The sequence below is a fragment of the Endomicrobiales bacterium genome (assembly GCA_023228045.1).
Lineage (GTDB): Bacteria > Elusimicrobiota > Endomicrobiia > Endomicrobiales > JALOBY01 > JALOBY01.
Window position 1 is genome coordinate 31,647 of the sequence record JALOBY010000009.1, and the last position, 20,996, is coordinate 52,642.

General features: G+C 36.9%; 19 protein-coding genes. All 19 read left to right on the forward strand.

The annotated features are described in order from the left end of the window. Positions 1–153: 153 nt before the first annotated feature. The 19 genes from coaD to M0Q46_03230 all read left to right on the forward strand — a co-directional run bounded on the left by coaD (position 154) and on the right by M0Q46_03230 (position 20,662). Positions 154–642, forward strand: coding sequence for a pantetheine-phosphate adenylyltransferase (gene coaD, locus M0Q46_03140; GenBank protein ID MCK9582604.1), 489 nt, complete (start codon positions 154–156; stop codon positions 640–642). After that, positions 632–835 carry a hypothetical protein gene (locus tag M0Q46_03145; GenBank protein MCK9582605.1) on the forward strand — a complete coding sequence of 68 codons (204 nt, stop codon included), beginning with the start codon at positions 632–634 and terminating at the stop codon, positions 833–835. Before coaD ends, M0Q46_03145 begins: the two co-directional genes overlap by 11 nt. 26 nt (positions 836–861) lie before the next feature. Continuing rightward, a complete protein-coding gene (locus tag M0Q46_03150; GenBank protein ID MCK9582606.1) occupies positions 862–1,524 on the forward strand; it encodes an A24 family peptidase in 663 nt (220 codons plus the stop codon). Next, positions 1,521–2,102, forward strand: a complete 582-nt coding sequence (locus tag M0Q46_03155; GenBank protein ID MCK9582607.1) for a septation protein SpoVG family protein — start codon at positions 1,521–1,523, stop codon at positions 2,100–2,102. The genes M0Q46_03150 and M0Q46_03155 overlap by 4 nt, the downstream gene beginning before the upstream one ends. A gap of 219 nt (positions 2,103–2,321) precedes the next feature. Next, positions 2,322–2,639: a DUF1805 domain-containing protein gene (locus M0Q46_03160; protein ID MCK9582608.1), complete on the forward strand. Its 318-nt coding sequence runs from the start codon at positions 2,322–2,324 to the stop codon at positions 2,637–2,639. A 38-nt stretch (positions 2,640–2,677) separates the two neighbouring features. Continuing rightward, on the forward strand, positions 2,678–4,672 hold the full coding sequence (locus M0Q46_03165; GenBank protein ID MCK9582609.1) for a VacB/RNase II family 3'-5' exoribonuclease: 1,995 nt from the start codon (positions 2,678–2,680) through the stop codon (positions 4,670–4,672). Positions 4,673–4,689: 17 nt separating this feature from the next. After that, positions 4,690–6,192 carry an ATP-binding cassette domain-containing protein gene (locus tag M0Q46_03170; protein MCK9582610.1) on the forward strand — a complete coding sequence of 501 codons (1,503 nt, stop codon included), beginning with the start codon at positions 4,690–4,692 and terminating at the stop codon, positions 6,190–6,192. A 416-nt stretch (positions 6,193–6,608) separates the two neighbouring features. Continuing rightward, complete coding sequence (locus M0Q46_03175; protein MCK9582611.1) at positions 6,609–7,967, forward strand: helix-turn-helix domain-containing protein; 1,359 nt, start codon at positions 6,609–6,611, stop codon at positions 7,965–7,967. A gap of 247 nt (positions 7,968–8,214) precedes the next feature. Further along, entirely contained in the window at positions 8,215–9,270 is a 1,056-nt protein-coding gene (locus M0Q46_03180; protein MCK9582612.1) for a Fic family protein, read from the forward strand. A 920-nt stretch (positions 9,271–10,190) separates the two neighbouring features. After that, positions 10,191–11,009 (forward strand): TdeIII family type II restriction endonuclease, encoded by an 819-nt coding sequence (locus tag M0Q46_03185; protein MCK9582613.1) that lies wholly within the window; start codon positions 10,191–10,193, stop codon positions 11,007–11,009. Between the two features lie 3 nt (positions 11,010–11,012). After that, entirely contained in the window at positions 11,013–12,143 is a 1,131-nt protein-coding gene (locus M0Q46_03190; GenBank protein ID MCK9582614.1) for a DNA adenine methylase, read from the forward strand. Beyond that, the gene (locus M0Q46_03195) at positions 12,137–12,922 is read left to right on the forward strand and encodes a site-specific DNA-methyltransferase (GenBank protein ID MCK9582615.1); all 786 of its coding nucleotides are present in this window, start codon (positions 12,137–12,139) and stop codon (positions 12,920–12,922) included. Before M0Q46_03190 ends, M0Q46_03195 begins: the two co-directional genes overlap by 7 nt. Positions 12,923–13,241: 319 nt before the next feature. Then, positions 13,242–15,269, forward strand: coding sequence for a histidinol-phosphatase (locus M0Q46_03200; protein MCK9582616.1), 2,028 nt, complete (start codon positions 13,242–13,244; stop codon positions 15,267–15,269). Next, the gene (locus M0Q46_03205) at positions 15,247–15,564 is read left to right on the forward strand and encodes a hypothetical protein (protein ID MCK9582617.1); all 318 of its coding nucleotides are present in this window, start codon (positions 15,247–15,249) and stop codon (positions 15,562–15,564) included. The genes M0Q46_03200 and M0Q46_03205 overlap by 23 nt, the downstream gene beginning before the upstream one ends. Before the next feature lie 45 nt (positions 15,565–15,609). Then, entirely contained in the window at positions 15,610–16,137 is a 528-nt protein-coding gene (locus M0Q46_03210) for a hypothetical protein (GenBank protein ID MCK9582618.1), read from the forward strand. Positions 16,138–16,160: 23 nt separating this feature from the next. Next, positions 16,161–16,391, forward strand: coding sequence for a hypothetical protein (locus M0Q46_03215; protein ID MCK9582619.1), 231 nt, complete (start codon positions 16,161–16,163; stop codon positions 16,389–16,391). 206 nt (positions 16,392–16,597) lie between these two features. Continuing rightward, the gene (locus tag M0Q46_03220; protein ID MCK9582620.1) at positions 16,598–17,905 is read left to right on the forward strand and encodes a DUF2130 domain-containing protein; all 1,308 of its coding nucleotides are present in this window, start codon (positions 16,598–16,600) and stop codon (positions 17,903–17,905) included. Positions 17,906–18,558: 653 nt separating this feature from the next. Further along, the gene (locus M0Q46_03225; protein ID MCK9582621.1) at positions 18,559–19,887 is read left to right on the forward strand and encodes an ATP-binding protein; all 1,329 of its coding nucleotides are present in this window, start codon (positions 18,559–18,561) and stop codon (positions 19,885–19,887) included. Positions 19,888–20,131: 244 nt separating this feature from the next. Continuing rightward, positions 20,132–20,662: a flavin reductase family protein gene (locus M0Q46_03230; protein MCK9582622.1), complete on the forward strand. Its 531-nt coding sequence runs from the start codon at positions 20,132–20,134 to the stop codon at positions 20,660–20,662. Positions 20,663–20,996: the final 334 nt, after the last annotated feature.

Genomic DNA, 20,996 nt, shown 5'->3' on the forward strand with positions numbered 1-20,996 from the left:
CATTGATTTTTTCCTAGATACCGGCTGGAGTTTACCCTCGAATGCCTTCAGCCTAAGGCTAGATCTCGCCAAAGGCGGATAATCGGGGGCCGGTATGACGGCTAATTTGGACAGCTATGTCTACAAGCAGTTATAATACAGGAGCTAAACAAAATGGAAAAAACAATTGCTGTATATCCGGGTAGTTTTGACCCGCCAACAAATGGCCATTTGGATATAATTAAACGCGCTTTAAAATTGCATGCAAATGTAATTGTCGGAGTCACAAATAACCCTGATAAAAGTACAACATTCACAATTGAAAAAAGGGTACAGCTGCTAAAAGAAGCGCTTAAAGGCGTGAAGAATGTTACTGTTGAGCCATTTTCCGGGCTGCTTGTAAAGTATTTGCGCAAGAAAAAAGCATCTATAATTGTGCGTGGCATTAGAGCGGTATCCGATTTTGAGTATGAATTTCAAATGGCTTTAATGAATAGGCGCTTAGATAGAGAAATTGAAACAGTGTTTTTAATGCCCGATGAGGCGTATACATATTTATCGGCAAGTATGGTAAAACAGGTGGCAAAGCTTGGCGGCAATGTCTCTGGCCTTGTGCCAAAATGTGTTGAAAAGTTTATGAGGAATCTAAAAAATGAAAAATGACCATATATCAAACAAACAAAAAAAGTTTAATTCGGCATTTACACTTGTTGAGCTGCTTATAGTGGTAATTTTTATAATTGTTCTTGCGCTAATTGCAATACCAAAATATGTTGATATGTCTAAAAGTAAGGTAATAAAAGCACCGATATATGAAGCCCCAGTATCTACACAAACTATTGTTCCGGTTGCCTAAAGTTATAAAAATAAAGGAAATTAAAGTTGCATATAACTAAATTATTAATTCCTATTCCTTTTTTATTTGTTTTTTCTTTCATTACACAAAAGCTTGCTATCTATTACAAATGTAAAATTAATTATGGATTTATTTGCAGCATACTTCTCTGCTCACTTGTAGTATTGCACTTTCAAGGTCTAAGTTTGTATTGCCAAATCGCATATCTTTTGTTTTTTAGCATATTGGTTGTTGGTGCTATTGTTGATTACGAACATAGAATTTTGCCTAATCAACTAAACACCCTCTTAGCGCTTTTGGCTTTGTTGTATGGTGTGTTCAATTACTTTTTACCTGCTTATTTTACACAGTCATTTGTATGGACATTAGCAGGCGGAGTTTTTGGTTTCCTTGTTGCCTTATTGCTCTATAAGCTTGGCCATATTTTGTTTAAAAAAGAAGCATTTGGTATGGGTGATGTGAAGCTGTTTTTTGCCGTAGGTGCGCTGTTGGGTGTTAAAAGTGTGTTACCGGTATTGCTTTTTGCATCTGTAATTGGGGTGATTGTTCATTTATTTAAGCAATGTTTCTTTACCAATAAAAAAAGCACTTATGAGCCAAACACCATGGCATTTGTTCCGTACATCTATGCCGCAATGCTTATATATATGTCTTTTAAAAAATCAATAGATGTTTATATGTTTACATGAAAAAAAATATAATATCAGTAATTACTCTGTCATTATTTCTTTTAACAATTGGTTTTGCCAGTTGCCTCGCAAGTGAGCTTGCCGTAACTAATGTGCGCTCGTCAAGCGGCTCATACAGCGTTACATTTAACAATTCACTTACAGTTAAATCATTAAAGCTAAAAAAAGTTGGCGATAACTACTTTGTTGTGTTGCCTGAGTATGTGGCAAAAAATAAAAGAGTGTACCCGCAAGCAAGAGTGCTTACAAAAGAGGCAAATGTTGCGTTAATAGATGCAATGCTTAATGGCAAAACTTCAACTAACACAGCTTTAAAATTAGAATATGCGGTTAAAAAAATATCTCAGTACCAAAAAAAATCTAACCTGAAGGCATTTGTAACGATAGTATTTAATGAGGCATTGGAGCTTGAGTTTAAATTGATAAGTACACGCAATGGGCTTTGGCTGGCTCCTGCGTCTATAAAAACAGGTGATAAATACAAACAAATAGTTGATATACTTGACAAAGATTTAAGTGATTCAATAGAAAGAGAAGTTATAGATAAATACAATAAAATTGTTAATGACGAGTATTGAAAAGGTTGTTTACGGTTGTCATTCCCGTCCGCCCTGGGCGGATTAGCGGGAATCCAGATTTTGCGATAAAATATTTTGTAATTCCAACGAGCAACCCTATGTTGTCATCTCGATAACATTTTACTCTGTGTCATCTCGACGAACGAAGTGAGGAGAGATCTTCTCCAGATGCACAAATGAAAAACAAGATACCTCATCCTGCCACAAGCGGGATTCGGTATGACAAAGAAAATTAAGGGGCTGATAATGCAAACTAAAGAAATCAAAGTAAATGGCGGAGTGGCAGAGGGTATAGAAATATCTTTGCAAAATAATGGAGCGCTTGTGCTTATCAATGCCGCAAAAGGTTTTATTATGTGCGGTTATTTAGATATTTCGGTCGCAAATAAGTTTGGTAATTGTGCCGCAATTGTAAAAGGCGTAAAAACCGTAGATGAAATGCTGCAAAAGGCCGTTGTCAGCGTATCTGATAACGCAAGTAAGCTTGGAATAAAAGAAGGTATGAGTGGCATGCAGGCACTTATGCTTTTAGTTTAATGGTTCAATAATCTGCACAATATAACAAAGGAAGGAAATTGAAAAGAAAATTTAACAAAAATCACGGTCAAGATAATTTCAGAGGCTGCGGAAAAAAACAAAGGCACGACGACTTGCGTGAGGGCAAAGTAGAGCATCACGGCCGTTTTGCTTTTTTAGTTTCACAAGATCAGTCATACAGCGATGTATTTTTGCGTGGCCCAAGCTTAAACCTTGCAATGGATGGCGACATTGTTGTAGCGCGCACATATAAAGAATTTGATGGCCGTTTTAGCGGGGAAATTATAGAAGTTTTAAAACATGCCAAAACAACAATGGTTGGTGTTTTAAAAGAGTTTCCGCACGGCTGGGTAATATTTCCGGAAAGCGGCAACTCTCAAATGGTTCAGGTAAATAGCTTCGCGCCAAACATAATTCCCAAAAATGGTATTTTGGCGGTAGTAGAGGTAAGCAAATGGCCTACGCAAACAAGCGGTGCCGCTGGAGTAGTAACTGAGCTGCTTGGTGACCCAAACAATTTAGATGTTCGCATAACTAAATTGCTGCGTGCAAGAGCAATAAATGAGTTTTTCCCGAAAAATGTTCTTGAACAAAGTAAATTATTCCCAGATAAATTAACTCCAGAGCTCTGGGCTGGCAGAGAAGAACTTTTCAATATAAAGATATTTACAATAGATGGCGCGGACGCTAGAGATTTTGACGATGCCGTCTCACTTGAGCAACTTGATGGTGGTTTAGTGCGGCTTGGCGTTCATATAGCCGATGTGGCGCATTATGTAAAACCAGGAAGCGCAATAGACAAAGAGGCATACCTGAGAGGTACAAGCGTTTACCTGCCTGACCGTGTTGTGCCAATGCTTCCAGAATCATTGTCTAACGGTTTGTGCAGTTTGGTGCCTCATCAAGAGCGGCTTACAATGTCGGTTTTTATGGACATTGACTTGCACGGCAAAGTAATACACCGCCGCATAGCAAACACTGTTATCCATTCAGTCCACCGTTTTACTTATGACGAAGTTGAAGAAATATTAAACGGCAAAAAACCTCACGCGTTGCCAAGCGGCCTTGCGGAAATAATAAATAAAATGGGTGAGCTTTCAAGTATTTTATATAAACATCGTGTCACCCGCGGCGCTTTAGATTTTGATTTGGCTGAGTATAAGGTAGAAACAGACAAAAATGGCAAGCCAACTCGTGTGGTTTTGCGCCCTCGTCTTAAAAGCAATCGTTTAATAGAAGAGTTTATGCTGCTTGCAAACGAAGCTATAGCCACAGAGCTTATGGCGGCAAAATATCCATTTTTACACCGCCGCCACGATGAGCCCGACCCGCAAAAGATTAAAATACTTGCGAAAACTTTAGGCGATATGGACTTATCCGCAGGCCATCTTATAGGTGCTAAAAGCATAAGCAAAGTATTGCAAGATATACTAAGGCAAGCCGAAAATCACCCGCTTTCAGAAATAATAAACTCACTAATTGTTCGCAGTATGAAGCAAGCGGTTTACTCACCTGAATCATTGGGGCACTTTGGTATAGCTACAAAGGCGTACGCGCACTTTACATCGCCAATCCGTCGCTATCCCGACCTTATGGCGCACCGTGCAATAAAAGCTATGTTGCTTAAAGTAAAAGAAAACCACGGCGCACTTTCCCTAAACGAAGCAGGTTTGCACTGTTCACAAAGGGAGCGAACTGCCGCGGAGGCGGAGTACAAAGCCATTGATTTAATGCGTGCGGAGCTATTTAAAGAGCAAATAGGCGTAGAAATGGATGCTATAGTCACAAATTCTATAGAGACCGGTTCCTTTGTGTTCTGTGAGCAAAACGGAGCAGAAGGAATGCTGAGATACACAACTTTAAAACCGGGCACCAAAATTAGAGTGGTGGTGGACTCAGTCAACATTGCTGAGGGTAAAATAGATTTTAGGCTTGCTCAAAAACAGCAAATGCCGCCCCAGATAACCATAGTAGAAAAAACCTCCCGCATAAAACACCCCAGAAAACACGGCAGAAGCAAAAGAAGAAAATAATTCAATAGGAATAGTAAATGATTAAGGTTTTTGAAGTATCTAAATCATACGGCGACCAGGTTTTGTTTGATGAATTAAGTTTTAATGTAAACAAAGGCGAAAAAATTGGACTTGTCGGCAGAAACGGGCACGGTAAAAGTACCATTTTTCAAATGATATTGGGCAATGTTGAACCCGATAGTGGAAGCATTACGGCGCCTAAAAATTACCGCATAGGCCACCTTGAACAACACATACACTTTACTCAACCGACTGCTTTAGAAGAAGGCGCTCTTGGTTTGCCGCATGGCGAAGAGTACGACACATGGAAAGTTGAAAAAATACTTTTCGGGCTCGGTTTTACCGAAGAGGATATGGATAAAAACCCAAATGAATTTTCTGGCGGGTACCAAATCCGCCTAAATCTGGCAAAGCTGCTTGTTTCTAACCCTGATATGTTAATGCTTGATGAACCAAACAACTATTTAGACATTGTTGCCATTCGTTGGTTAGAAGAGTTTTTAAAAAGTTGGCGTGGCGAGGCAATACTAATAACCCACGATAGAAGTTTTATGGACAGGGTTGTAACTCATACAGTAGCCATACACCGCACTAAAGCAAAAAAAATTGAAGGCGATACAGAAAAGCTTTATACACAAATAAACCAGGAAGAAGAAATATACGAAAAAACCCGTTTAAACGAACAAAAAAAGCGCCGTCAGGTGGAATTGTTTATAGCCAAATTTAAAGCAAAAGCAAGTTTTGCAAGCCGTGCCAACTCAAGGGTAAAAATGCTTGAAAAACAAGGGGAAATGAAAGAGCTTGAAACTATTAAAGACCTTGATTTGTACTTTAACAGCGCGCATTTCGCGGCAGACCAGATGATGTCGGCAAACGAAATTTCATTCTCATACAACGGCAAAGAACCTTACCTAATAAAAGATTTCTCTTTAGTAATAGAAAAAAAAGACCGTATATGCATAATTGGTAAAAACGGTAAAGGTAAATCAACACTTTTAAAGTTGCTTGCCGGCGAGCTAACCCCAATTAGCGGAATTATAAAAAAACACTCGTTATTGCAAGAGGGATATTTTGGACAAACAAATAAATTAGACCTCAATAATGATTACACAGTCCTTGAAGAAATAAAAAGCACCGATAAAAAGTGCCTTGAAAGCACTGCCCGCTCAATAGCCGGCGGGTTAATGTTCCCTGGTGACGATGCCCTTAAAAAAATAAGGGTTTTATCAGGCGGCGAAAAGAGCAGGGTCTTGCTCGGTAAAATACTTGTTAAGCCAACTCACCTGCTGTTTTTAGACGAACCAACAAACCACTTAGATATGCAATCGTGCGATTCTTTAATAGAGGCAATAGATGATTTTGAAGGTTCTGTTGTAATGGTAACCCATAACGAAATGCATTTAAGAAGCGTAGCCACAAAACTTGTTATATTTGATAACGATAAAGTAACCATATACAAAGGCGGTTATGACGACTTCCTCAGAGACATCGGCTGGTCAGATGAAGCCAATAATGCATAATATTATGGTTTGTGTCATCCAGAATCTGATTTAATTGTCATCTCGATTAGCGAAGCGAATCAGTCCTTGGCTAGACCTCGCCAAAGGCGGGGAGAGATCTTTCAGTTTTTGTCTGTCATTCCCGCGAAAGCGGGAATCTATTAAAATATTGGTTGATGATTAGAATGTTTTATAGGTAAAATCAACCCGAATTTATTTGTTTGTCATCTCGAATCTCGCCAAAGGCGGAGAGAGATCTTTCAGTAATTCCGAATCGAAATCAGTATGTCGGGAATTCCGACACACTGGTTCTGACAATATAAAGTACGATGTTAAATACTACAGTCCATTGAATTGTAAGATGGAATCCATAAAGCCGTTTAATAAATAAGTATAATGCATACTGAAATTACGATGTAAAGAAATGAGGAAAGATTATGAAAACAACTGATTTGCAATTACTTATTGCCGAAGGCGAAGGGTTAACTATAGAATTTAAAGAAAAATATACCTCAAAAATTGACAGAGATATTGTTGCTTTGGCAAATAGCAAAGGTGGTTCTGTTCTTCTTGGAGTTAATGATTCATGTAAAATCACTGGTGAAAAACTTACCAATCAAATGAAAGCCGAAATATTGTCCCTTGCCAGAAACTGTGACCCTCATATCACAATCCCAAGAATTTACAATATTGACAATGTTGTAGTGATAGAAGTTCCTGAGGGTGAAGAGAAACCATACAGTTGCTCTTCAGGGTATTTTCGCAGGCTCGATGCGGCAACTCAGAAAATGACACAGAAGGAAGTCGGTCTTTATTTTAAAAACTCTAATATGGTTTCATACGAAGAACAATTCTGCCGCGATATTACATGGGACGACATCTCAATAGAGAAAATTCAAACATATTTCCATGAAGCAGGGATAAACGCCGAAAAAATTAACCCACATGATATTCTCATAAGCCTTAACCTTGCTACAAAAGCCAGCATAAAGAATGCAGGTGTACTTTTCTTTGCGCAAAAACCCCGTCGTTATATCATTCAGTGTGAAACAATTCTTGTATCCTTTAAAGGCACGAATCGTGTAGATATCATTGATCGCAAAGATGTACAAGATGATCTGTGGACACAATACCAAGAAGCAATGATATTCTTAAAAAGACATTTGAGTATCAGAACGGAAATCAAAGGTATGGATAGAAAAGATTATTACGAGATTCCACTTGAAGCACTCCGCGAAGCAGTGGCAAATGCTCTCATTCATCGTGACTACAGTGTACGAGGAACAAGTATAATGGTTGAAGTTCACGAAGATCGTGTTATAATAAAAAACCCTGGTGGTTTCCCAAATGGAATGAGCAAGGAGAAATTAGGTTCTCTTTCAGTCAGACGCAACGAACTTATCGCTGATATATTTGCCCGTATGCACAGAGTTGAGCGTATGGGTTCAGGGTTCAAACGCATTAAGGAAAGTATGGAAAAGGCTGGACTTCCGTTCCCAAAGATTTCAAGTGATGAATTTTTTATTATAGAGTTTGAACGACCTAAAAAGACTGTTGAATTTGTTACAAAAAGTACCCAGAAAAGTACCCAGAAAAGTACCCAGAAAATACTTGAAATAATCCGAAACAATAGTTTTGTTACTAGAACAAAACTCGCTCAACAAATAGGTTTAAGCGAAAGTGGTGTCAAAAAACAATTAAGTAAATTACAGAAAGAAAATATTTTAAAAAGAGTCGGTCCAGACAAAGGCGGGCACTGGGAACTTGTGGAATTAAAACCTGACACCAAAAGATAATGAGTTGGTTACAAAATGTAACCAACTGAAATTAGTGTTTTTATCATTCCCGAGTGTCTTTATCGGGAATCTATTAAAATCGTATCAAAAAGCAATATGCAAATAATACATATTGCAAATTCATAGCTGAGCTTAATCAAAAATTAACTGTTGCAAAAATGCAATAGTTCAAACTGATGTAAAATAAAAGTTACAAAAAAATCAGTATGTGCAAAATTTGCACATACTGTTCCAAAGAGGTTCTAAAATGAAAACAAAATTTAATCCAAAATTCACCATAACGCCAAAGATTAATAAAACACTTATAGAAATTGAACGAGTTCGTGGTTTTCTTGATGCAGTAAAACTCAAAGAGGACTGGGTCACCGATATGCAGCAAAAAGCGTTGATTCTTGAATCCCATCATTCAACACATATTGAGGGTACAGCACTAAGTATTGAACAGTCTCAAAACATTTTAGAAGGTAAAAAAGTAAATGATGTTAATCGTGACGATAAAAATGAGCTACTAAATTACAAGCAAGCAATGGATTTTATTTCACGCTATTTAGGAAAAGACGACTCTTTTAGTGAAGGATTGATAAGGGAAATTCATAAGCTACTTGTAAAAAATGTGCGTGGCGGATATGCTGACCCTGGAAACTACCGCAAAATACAGAACTATGTTGTAAATTCTCAAACCAAAGAAGTGGTATATACTCCGCCGAATCCATTTGATGTGCCAATGTTAATGAAAGAATTTGTTGACTGGGTAAATATGTCTGGAGAAATTTCACCAATCCTCATTGCGGGTATCGTTCAGTTTCAGTTTGTTCATATCCATCCATTTATTGATGGCAATGGGCGAACTGCTCGTCTATTATCAACACTTGTCCTTTATAAAACCGGATACGATTTTAAGCGACTTTTTACTATTTCAGAATATTACGATAGAGACCGCCCTCTATATTACAAGGCAATTCAATCTGTGCGAAACAACAACATGAATATGACATATTGGCTCGAATACTTTGTTGCGGGTTTGCATTCTCAAATGGAAGAGATTAGACAAAAAGGTGCACAGTTGATAAAGATGGATACTTCTCTACAAAAGATAAAGAAACTTGGGTTGAACGAACGACAGGAAAAAGCAGTAAAATATATTCTGAAAACTGGTAAAATCAGTGTCAATGAATATCGGAAAATGGCTTCATGTGTTCGTAGAACAGCACAGCGTGATATTGATGACTTAATAAATAAAAAGATAGCAAAAGCTGTTAGAAAAACTCTGACCGATCCAACAAAACACATTGTTTTACTGTGACACACTACTGTGACATTTTACTGTGACATCGGTTCAAAATATTTGGTATATTAACCAGATAAAAATTGGTTGTAAAAAGTGGTGATAAATTTACCATACATAAAACGATTCAACCAATGTTGTATGGTAAGAGCAGTGCTGTCATTCCCGCGAAAGCGGGAATCCATAAAGTCGTGCTGGGGAATAAGTAAAGCTGCGTCCTCCAAAGCTATTTATCCTTCCGTAGCGTTCCGCGAAGGAGGAGCGTCGGAGGATAAGTTGTAAACCTCGCCAATGTTTCACTGGCGGGCCTGACACCAGAATCTTGGTGGGTAATCTGTCTCTGTGTCATCTCGAATCTCGCCAAAGGCGGAAGAGATCTTTCAGTTTTTGTTTGTCCTTAAGGTCTGTCATTCCCGCGAAAGCGGGAATCCATAAAGTCGTGCTGGGGAATAAGTAAAGCTGCGTCCTCCAAAGCTATTTCATCAATACAGCGAATAGCTGTGTTTATTGATGAAATGTCAGCGCAGGAGGGCAAGTAAAGCCTGACACCAAAATAAAGCAGTAATAAGTAAAGCAAGTAAAGCCTGACACCAGAATACTTTAAAAGAATATCTGATGTGTTAAAAGGTTTTAACAAATTCGGAGTGTCTAGGATGTCGTAACATCTGCCATTCTGTAGCTTTAGCGTAGGATGGCCTGTCCCGCAAACGGCGGGATAATCGGGAATTCATAAAAAATTACAAATATAAATATAATATTTGAACAGATTTTGTGTGAAAATAGTATAATCAATTGTCAAAGTTACTTGCCATGCCCATGATTGCTAAATATAGTTGTTAAAATTAAAAAGGAGGTAATAATTACATAAGAACACTAACCAAAATTGCCACGGTTTTTGAGGTTTGTGTTAAGAATTTAATACAGTAATTAAATAATTTATGACACAAAACACATTAAATAAAAAGGAAGCGATAAAATCAATTGTCCATGCTTCAGTTGAATCGTTTGCCGTAGGTTTCCAAGGCAGGCATGAGGGTGAATTACAGGATCCCGAAGGTACCTTGAATATGAAAATTCACAATGTCTTTATTGCTGTTCTTGGACCAGAAATACAATACTACACTGCTCTTGTGCGTTCGCTTGATAGCTCATTGGGTAATATGTTAGAAAAAATGGCAATTAATATTGCGAAATTATTTTATGATGTTAAGCAAAATGTTGAAGGACCTCTTAGTCTTAAACAAACTCAAGATATGGCGGAATTGTTAGAAAAATACAAACGCAGAGAAATAACTCCACCAACAGCAAATGATTATCAATTTTTGCGTGTAAAACCTACTGAACAATCCCTTGTAACCAAAAGACATGACAGTGACTATTATTTAATTGACAGATTAACTGGTGAAAATTTCTTGATTGAGTTAAAAATAGGCGGTGATCTTGACAATAAAAAAGCTCGATCAGAAAAAGAAGCTCTATTAGAGCAATTTGCAATTCTGTCAAACACTTTGCCAAAAGGAATGAGAATAAAGATATTTTTTGCAACCGCTTATAATCGTTTTGGTGAGGGTAAACCATGGCGACAAGAGCGTGTCCGTCAGTTTTTTGCAGATGATGAACTTTTGATTGGAAAGGATTTTTGGGATTTTGTATGCAAGGCTGATGATGGATACAACATTGTTCTTGAGGCCTATAAAGAAAAAGCTGACTTTATTAAAAGCGCGCTAGATTCAATTAAAAAGACTTATCTAGGATAATTTATGCACCCACTCATTAAATGGCCTGGCGGAAAATCAAAAGAGTATGAACAGATAAAAAGTCTCATACCAAATTTTTCTCGTTACATCGAACCATTTTTTGGTGGTGGTGCTATTTTTTTCAATCTCAAATCAGACAAAGCAGTCATCAATGATATTTGTGAAGAATTAATTGAGTTCTATCGTTTTATCAAAGGTGAAAATAATAAAACAGAATTTAAGCAGTGTTTGTATGATTATGTAGATAATTGGGAAAAGATACCAAGGTATTTAAAAATATTTGAGAATGATTTATTTAATCTTTACGGTGAATATAAGGCAGATAAAAGGACAGAGCAAGGAGTAAAGGAAATTATTACGCACAAACTAAAAGCCAAGGAAGATCAATTCAATGGTCTATTTTCAAAATATTTTGCCCTTGACCCGAATAATTTGTTCGAAGAAATTATAAAAAATTTAATTTCGAAAATGAAACGAACAAAACAAATTGAAAAAGAACGAGGAGCATTGCCAAAAGGCGATTTGCATAAAAATATAGAAACTGCATTTAGGAGTGGTTTTTATATGCATTTCCGAGATGTTATGAATAAAAATGGAACGAAATATAAAACCTCGCTTGCAAAAAAAATAGCAAATTACTATTTCATACGAGAGTTCTGTTACGGCGCAATGTTTAGGTTTAGCTATAGGGGGTATTTTAATATACCTTATGGTGGGATTGCATATAACCAAAAAGATTTTAGAAAAAAAGTTGATTATATTTTCAGTGATGAAGTTGAAAAAGTATTCAAGAATACAAAAATTCTAAATAGTGATTTTGAAGAGATACTTACCAATAAAAATTTGACAGGAAAAGATTTTATTTTTCTTGACCCACCATATGACACTGATTTCAGCAATTATGAAAAGAAAGATTTTGATAAAAAAGATCAAGAACGATTAGCAAATTGTTTGTATAAAACTAAGGCAAAGTTTATCTTGATTATTAAAAAAACGCCATTTATTCATGATCTTTATTCAAAAAGAGTGGGAATAATAATTGATAGTTTTGAAAAAAAATATCTTTACAATATGAAAGGTCGTAACGATAGAAATGTTGAACATCTTATTATTTATAATTACAAATTATGCTAGAAAATGAGAATAAAATTATTCATGGTGATTCCATTGACGAGTTAAAGAAATTCCCGGATAGTACTTTTGATCTCATTTTTGCTGATCCACCATACTATTTACAATTACCAAAAGGGAAAAGACTAAAACGAGCTGATGGTTCAGAAATTATACCTGTTGACGATGAGTGGGATAGTTTTGAGAGTTATGAAGAATATGATATTTTTACCCTAAATTGGCTTAAAGAATGCCAAAGAGTCCTAAAACCAACAGGGACAATTTGGGTTATTGGAATGTATCACAATATTTTTCGTGTTGGAAAAATTATGCAAGACCTTGGCATTTGGTTTTTGAATGATGTCATTTGGGTAAAAATTGGGGCATTGCCGAACCTTAATTGTCGGAGATTTACAAATAATCATGAAACTTTGATTTGGGCTGTTAAAGATAAAAAATCCAAAGGATATACTTTTAATTATCAGCTTTTAAAAAAACTAAATGGAAACAAACAGATGAAAGATACTGATTGGACTTTTTCTATTTGTCGCGGAAATGAGAGAGAACGAAATGAAAGTGGTGTAAAGTCACACCCTACACAAAAACCACTTAAACTTATTCAGCAGGTATTATTGTCTGCAAGCAACAAAGGTGATTTGATCCTCGATCCTTTTATGGGAAGTGGAACAACGGCAGTTGTTGCCACTGCCCTAGGTCGTAGGTGGATTGGAATTGAGAAAGAATGGAAATATATTAGAGTTGCCGAAAAGAGATTAAAAGACTATATACAAAGTAAAAAATAATTATGATTATTACAGAATCACAACTCGAAACATGGTCGCACAAGGTGCAATTACCACCGCCAATCCAATAGCTGAGTTCCGCATCAGTCCCGCGACCTGGCACAACACTATATGTATACACCAATTATCGAACAATAAGCCATTGTCGAACGAATTGATAAACTTATAGCTATCATAGGCGAACTGGAAAAACAGGTTACCGAAAGAAAAGATCAATCAGAAATGCTGATGCAATCAGTATTGCAGGAAGCATTCAGTCTACAGGATATAAGATGATAAGGAAATAGGTTTATGTTTAACTACATAGAATGGAGTGGTTGTGAAGAAAATTGATTTGCATATTCATACAAAATCAACAAGTAGTGATTCGGCATTTATATTCAATATAGATCGTTTGAAAGAATATATCTCGAACACTCATCTTGATGCAATTGCGGTTACAAATCATAATGTGTTTGATATCGAGCAGTACAAGCTTATTAGAGATTCAATTGGTATTCCTGTTTTTCCTGGAATAGAGATAGATTTAGATGATGGGCATCTTTTGCTGATTGCAGATATAAGCGAATTGAATGATTTTAATTCCCGTTGTTCAGTGGTAACCACCAAAAATATTGGGCCCCAAAAATCAATTTCTTTGCCTGAACTGATTGAAATTTATCATGATTTATCAAAGTACATTTTAATCCCACATTACTTTAAAGACCCAGCAATTAATGATAGAGTGTTGCAAGAATTGAGAAACTATATATCAGCTGGTGAAGTTAATAATCCTAAAAAATTCATGTACTGCAAGAAGACTGAAAACAGTTTGGTGCCTGTATATTTTAGTGATTGTAGAATTTGCTCGGAATTTCCAGGAAATTCTATCCATCAAACATATATAAATTGTGGAGAAATATCATTTGGGTCAATCAAGGGATGTCTGCGTGATAAGAATAAGGTTTCCCTGTCTTTGCAAGAAGGTCATTCATTGTTTCAAGTTTTTGATAATGGGCAAGAACTTTCTTCAGGACTTAATGTTATTGTAGGAGAAAGATCAACAGGAAAATCATATACCTTGGATCTCATAAATAATGAATTCCCAAATATTAAATACATAAAGCAGTTTGATTTGGTCGAAAAGAATAGCGAAAAAGATAAGGAAAATTTTAATAAGCTTTTAAGTCAGAATCATAGTTTTGTAACTCAAGAGTATTTGAAAGAGTTTGCGCCTGCTGTTAATGATGTGATGCATATTAACCTTGAGGAAAATGCTAATTCTGTGTCCGACTATTTAGAATCACTTGTTAAGCACGCCAAAGAATCCGAAAGGCGAGATGCATTCGCAAGTACAAAATTGTTTACAGAAGAAAAGTTTCAGATTTCAAATCTAGATGGCTTAAAGGAATTAATAGCTTCAGTGCGGCATTTAATAGAGAATGATGAGTATAGGGATATTATAAATAAGCATGTGTCATCTTTGGATTTAAGAAGGTTAATTGTTGAGCTAATGGGGAAGTATCAAGAAAAAGAAGAAGAAAGATTAAAGAAATATTGGTTGAATGACCTGATTGATGAAATCAAAAATAATCTCCACATGCGTTCAGCTGCAACAAAAATTGAGGAAGTGGATTTGTATAGAATTGCATTAGAAAATGAAAAGATTAAAAGATTTAATGTTATTGTTGCTATGATTCGTAAAGAGCGTCAGATAGTAAATAAAGATGTTCAGGGATTTAAGATTGTCGCTAGAATTAAAGAGTTTGATAGTGCCAGTGACCTAAAGACCCAAAGTGGTCAAAAGAAATCTTTTAGTGATGCGTTTAAAACGTATCAACGTCCATATGAGTATCTTAAAAAATTGAGAGATATTGATGGATTGCCTGAAGCAGAATATTTTCGATACTTCGCTAAAATTGAGTATCGTATACTAAATAAAGATGGCTGCGAAGTCTCTGGTGGTGAAAGGTCTGAATTTAATCTGTTGCGCGAAATAAGTGATGCACAACAGTATGATATGCTGTTGATTGACGAGCCAGAATCATCGTTTGATAATTTATTTCTTAAAAAAGGAGTAAATAATATCATCAAAGAAATATCCAAAAACACACCAGTTGTGCTAGTGACACATAATAGCACGATCGGAGCATCCATAAAACCAGATTATTTACTATATACAGAAAAGATTATTGTTGACGATAAACCTGTGTATCGTGTTTATTCGGGATTTCCAAATGATAAAGAGTTAAAATCATTAGATGGAAAGAGTATTGCAAATATTGATGTTACTTTGGATTGTCTTGAGGCAGGAAAGTCGGCATATGATGAGAGGAGGAGAATTTATGCAGATCTTGAAAATCCATGAGGCCAAGGGGTTCTTTAGTCTTGATGGTCAACAGTGGAAATCCATAGAAGAAATAGGTAAAGATGACTTATTGAAAATTGTTAATCTTGTTCTAGAACCAACTATGAAAATTGAAATGGATGAATTCAGTGAAACGGTGCTTGCCAATCAGGCGCATCAAATTATTTATAAGAGCATTTACAATAAACTTATATCGTTGCAAAAAGAAAAAAATAGATTTACAGATGAAAGTCATAGATTGTACTTGGAAGCGATAAAAAAGTATGGAGAAGATAATGCTGTTCAATCGAAATGAAAAAAGCATAAGCTAAGTAGAAAAAATAATGGGAGGGTTAAGAGTATGAGTCAGAAATTCGACTATAGATTAATGGACGAGAGAACGCGGGCTTTGATGTTGGAAGAAATTGATCTTGCACAACAACAGAAACAAGTGTACTTTAGCACCAGATTTAATGAAATCGGGAATCAAAATTGGCTGGGATGGTTACAGACAGCTGCAAAACAGTACGATGAACATTGGCTTGCCTTTCAGATAGAAGCGGCAGGAGCAATGAGGGATTTTGAAGATCGTGCAAAACCTAAAGGTGGATACACAACTGCACATATCCCAAACATAGCTTGCGAAACTCTGGCTGACGGTCAGTTTAACAGATTCTATATGGCTGCTATCTGCCGAAGAACGCTGGAAGACAAAAGAAATACCGTTACAATTTATCGGGCAAAACAGCGTGGCGAACCTCGTCCTGAATCACGGCAGTTGGAAGGGGAAGCGCGGGATGCTGCGACTTTGTTGAATGAATTGCGAACAATTAGCACATCGTTTCGTTGTGATTTATTGAAGCCCAATTCTGGCTTATCCATTGAATAATATTAGAAGGAGGAGGAAATAGTATGGCTATTTACAAGAATTTAAGCGGTAATTCAGGAGTTGTCTCATATGAAATTAAACAAGAGGCAATTGTTGTGGAATTCAAAGATGGGCGCTACCAAAATTATCAATATGATTATCTAAGTGCAGGCAGGCTGAACATTGAAGAAATGAAAAGACTGGCATTAATAGGTCAAGGCTTAAATACCTATATAATGAATAATGTCAGAAAAGGATATTCATCAAAATGGTGATGCTTGATTACCATTATGAACTTTGTACGAGTGGGACGTTGTCAAGAAGTCAATTTACGAAAGAACAGTATCATAAAAATATTCAAGAATTCCAGTGACACAATACTTATTGTTAAACAAACCTGGAGGTTTTCATGTCCCAAGACACAATCAAATGTCCTAAATGCGGGGAAATAATTAAACTCTCAGAAGCCATATCCCATGATATGGAAATTTCCATTAAAACAAAGTTTGAAAAGGAATATGAGAGTAAGCTTGTGGATGAGCGGAAGCAATTGCTGGATAAGGCAAAAAAAGAGGCCGTAGATTCAGTTAAAGTGGAGTTGTCAGATTTAAAAGAACAAGTAGCAGAGAAAAGTAAAAAGCTTGAAGAAAGCCAGAAGCAAGAACTTGATCTGCGCAAAAGAGAAAGAATGTTGGCTGAGAAAGAAGAGCTTGCCAAAAAGGAGTATGAAGACAAAGAGAAGCAATTACAAGCTAAGTTTCTAACTGAAAGAAAACAGATTGAAGATAAGGTTAAGAAGGAAGTTGAAAGTAGCCAAAGCGTTCTTCTTGCCGATTTGAAAGAACAACTGGATGAAAAGAATAAAGTTTTAGAGAGTGCCCAGCAATTGGAACTGGAACTTCGCAAGCAGCAGCGTAAACTGGAAGATGATAAGAAGTCATTTGAGCTTGAAATGGTTCGTAAGCTTGATGGGGAAAGAAAGGCCATAGCTGAAAAGATCAGTAATGACATAGCAGACGAGCATAGGCTTAAGGATGCAGAAAAAGACAAACAAATGACGGATATGTTAAAGCAAATTGAGGACTTGAAGCGGAAAGCGGAGCAAGGGTCACAGCAGGCCCAGGGAGAGGTTCTTGAGCTTGAAATAGAACATATTCTTAAAGAGAACTTCCCATTTGATGAAATCATTCCTGTTTCAAAAGGTGTCAAAGGTGGGGATGTTATTCATACAGTCAAAACACAATCCGGACGCGTATGCGGGAAGATTCTATGGGAAACAAAAAGAACAAAAGTTTGGAGTGATGGCTGGATTATAAAGCTTAAAGATGACCAGCGTGAAGCAAAAGCTGATTTGTCAGTGATAGTTTCAGAAATTTTACCTAAGGGATTGCATCATTTCAGACAAATAGATGATGTGTGGGTTACTGATATTCCATCAACATTAAGCCTTGCATTTGCTTTAAGGGTTGTATTGACTCAAGTTGCAAAAACACAAGAAGTTCAAACCGGAAAGGAAGAAAAGAAAGAAATAGTTTATAATTATTTAACTGGAATAGAATTTAGAAATCGTGTACAAGCAATAATTGAATCCTTTGTTACGATGAAAGGTGATCTTGATTCAGAAAAAAGAGCAATGGCAAAAATATGGGCACAAAGAGAAAAACAGATAGAAAAAATTACTCTAAATATTGCTGGAATGCACGGCGACTTAGAAGGAATAGTAGGTGCTTCGTTACCAGCCGTGAAAATACTAGAACTGTCTGCCAATAATGAAGACGGCAAAGTATGAATCGGTGTCAGGCTTCACTTGCCTACTTATATCATGGTGTCAGGCCCGCCAACAATGAGTTGGCGAGGTCTAGCCTCGGGCTGACTTTACTTGCCCTCCGACGCTAACATTTCATCAATAATCACAGCTATTCGCTGTATTGATGAAATAGCTTTGGAGGACGCAGTTCATACTGCGGTGTCAGGCTTCACTTGCTTCACTAATTCCAAATACTGCCTAGAACAACGGAGAGGCAAATCATGAAAATGTACTGCGGTGTCAGGCTTTACTTGCTTTACTTATCCTCCTGCGCTGACATTTCATCAATACCCACAGCTATTCGCTGTATTGATGAAATAGCTTTGGAGGACGCAGTTCATTTATTTATTAAGAACATTTAGATTCCCGATAGATCATGGTGTCAGGCTTTACTTGCCCTCCTGCGCTGACATTTCATCAATAAACACAGCTATTCGCTGTATTGATGAAATAGCTTTGGAGGACGCAGCTTTACTTATTCAAATTGTCCGTCCAATGCTGTTCATCCTCGAGCTGACTTTACTGATTCCAAATAGTGTCACTAAATAGAGTTTAGAGCACTAGCAACCTTGCAAAATAGCCAAATTTAGTGTAAAATAACCCCATACAATAGCCATATTGAATAGGGAGCCATCATGAAGAGAGATATTGAAAAAGAACTAATTAATTGGAAAAATCAAAGTGAAAGATTGCCTCTATTGCTTCGCGGAGCGCGACAGGTTGGGAAAAGTTATATTGTTGAAGATTTTGGAAAAAAAGCCTTTGAAAATGTAGTGGTTGTGAACTTTGAATTTCAACCTGAACTAAAGCAATGTTTTGTTACACTAAAACCCATCGAAATTATTAATAAGTTGCAAATGCTGATGGGTGTAGCTATTGAAGCTGGAAAAACTTTGTTATTTCTTGATGAGATACAGGAGTGTCCTAATGCAATAATGTCACTACGCTATTTCAAAGAGCAATATGACAAACTTGCAGTTATTGGTGCTGGTTCGCTAATGGAGTTTGCACTTAGTAGCCCTGCTTTTCGTATGCCTGTGGGAAGGGTTCAATTTATGTATCTTGAGCCACTTTCATTTGGTGAGTTCCTAAGTGCATCTGGTAATGAGAAGTTACGGAGCTACATGGCAGGAATACATTTTAACAGCACAATAGACGATGCAATACATAATAAACTTATGGATTTGTTGCGAGTATATCTTATAGTTGGTGGTATGCCTGCGGTAGTTAAAGAATATATAAATAGCAAAAATTATTTAAATTGTCAGCGACTACAGAATTCTTTACTTCAAACATATCGGAGTGATTTTGGAAAATATGCGAAAAATTCCGAACACAAAAATCTACAAAAAGTGTTTGATGAAGCACCGCGTCTCGTAGGTAGCCGTGTCAAGTATTCAAATATTGATCCTGAAGCTAAGTCGCGGGATATAAAAAAAGCTTTAACCCTGCTAAAATTATCTGGGATAATCCATCCGATATACTCCACCGCTGCATCAGGGCTTCCATTAGGTGCTCAAATTAATGAAGCAAAATTCAAGCTTAATTTTCTTGATGTAGGTTTAATGCAAAATGCTTGTGGTTTGCAAAAACAACTTTCGGTAACTAACGATTTTGTTCAGGTTAATGCCGGTGCTGTAGCAGAACAATTTATTGGTCAGGAGCTTAGCGCATATTTTGACAGTTATTTGGAACATAATTTGTTTTTCTGGGCACGCGACAAAAAAAACAGTTCTGCTGAAGTGGATTATGTTATCGTTATAGATTCTTTAATATTTCCGATAGAAGTAAAAGCTGGCAAAACTGGCACACTCAAATCTCTCAGATTATTTCTTGAAGAGAAACAATCACATTTTGGTATTCGCTTCTCACAAGAGAAACTATCATATTTTGATAATGTTCTAACATTGCCGTTATATATGGCTGAACAGCTGCAAAGAATTGTAAGAGAAATCAGAAATTAGGACGAAAGTAGGTGCGAAGTTAGAAAATTAGATAATTCTGGTGTCAGGCCCGCCAATACTGAATTGGCGAGGTCTAGACATGGGCTGACTTCACCCGCCAATACGACATGGCGAGGTTTACAACTTGCCCTCCTGCGCTGACATTTCATCAATAAACACAGCTATTCGCTGTATTGATGAAATAGCTTCGGAAGGGCGCAGCTTTACTTACCGAGAATGAACAACGGAGAGGCAAACCATGAAAATGAAACCATTTCTACTATCAGAAGTTTACAGATTAATTGAACCAGGGCCGGTTGTTATGGTAACTACCGCGCATAAGGGAAATAAAGATGTGATGACTATGTCGTGGCATACCATGATGGATTTCAATCCGCCGCTGATAGGATGTGTAATCAGCGATCGTGGTTATACTTTCAATATCCTTAAAGCATCCAAAGAATGCGTTATCGCCATTCCTGCCGTGAAACTTGCGGCAAAAGTAGTGCGTGTTGGTAATACTTCTGGCAGAAAAATTGATAAATTTAAAACCTTAGGGTTCACTGAGGTTCCTGCATCGCATGTTAAAGCGTCGCTTATAGGTGAGTGTTACGCCAATCTTGAATGTAAGGTTGTTGATTCAACAATGAGTAACAAATACAATCTTTTCATGCTTAAGGTGGTTAAAGCATGGATTGACCCTGCCCAAAAACATCCGCAAACTATTCACCATCTTGGAAAAGGCGTTTTTATGGTTGCTGGAAAAACAATTAACTTCCCATCAAAAATGAAATAAATGAACCTCCGCCCAGCTTGCTGGGCGGTATCAATGGTGCTAATTCTTCTTCCTCTCCCTCGATGGGAGAGGATTGAGGTGAGGGTGGACATTCGATAACAGGTCTCATTTGACCCCCTCATCCCGTAAAGGGACGTGGTCCCCAACGGGACTTTACGTCCTAACCTTCTTCCCCAGACTTCACGGGGTCCAGAAACTTACCCGCCAAAAGGGGAGAAGGAATTATCAAGTTAATTTTGGAACACAATACGACCGGGTTTTTATTTAAAATACTAACTAATTATGATGTCAGTACTCTCTAACCTCATATTTAACTTCAAATTCTGCAGCTTCA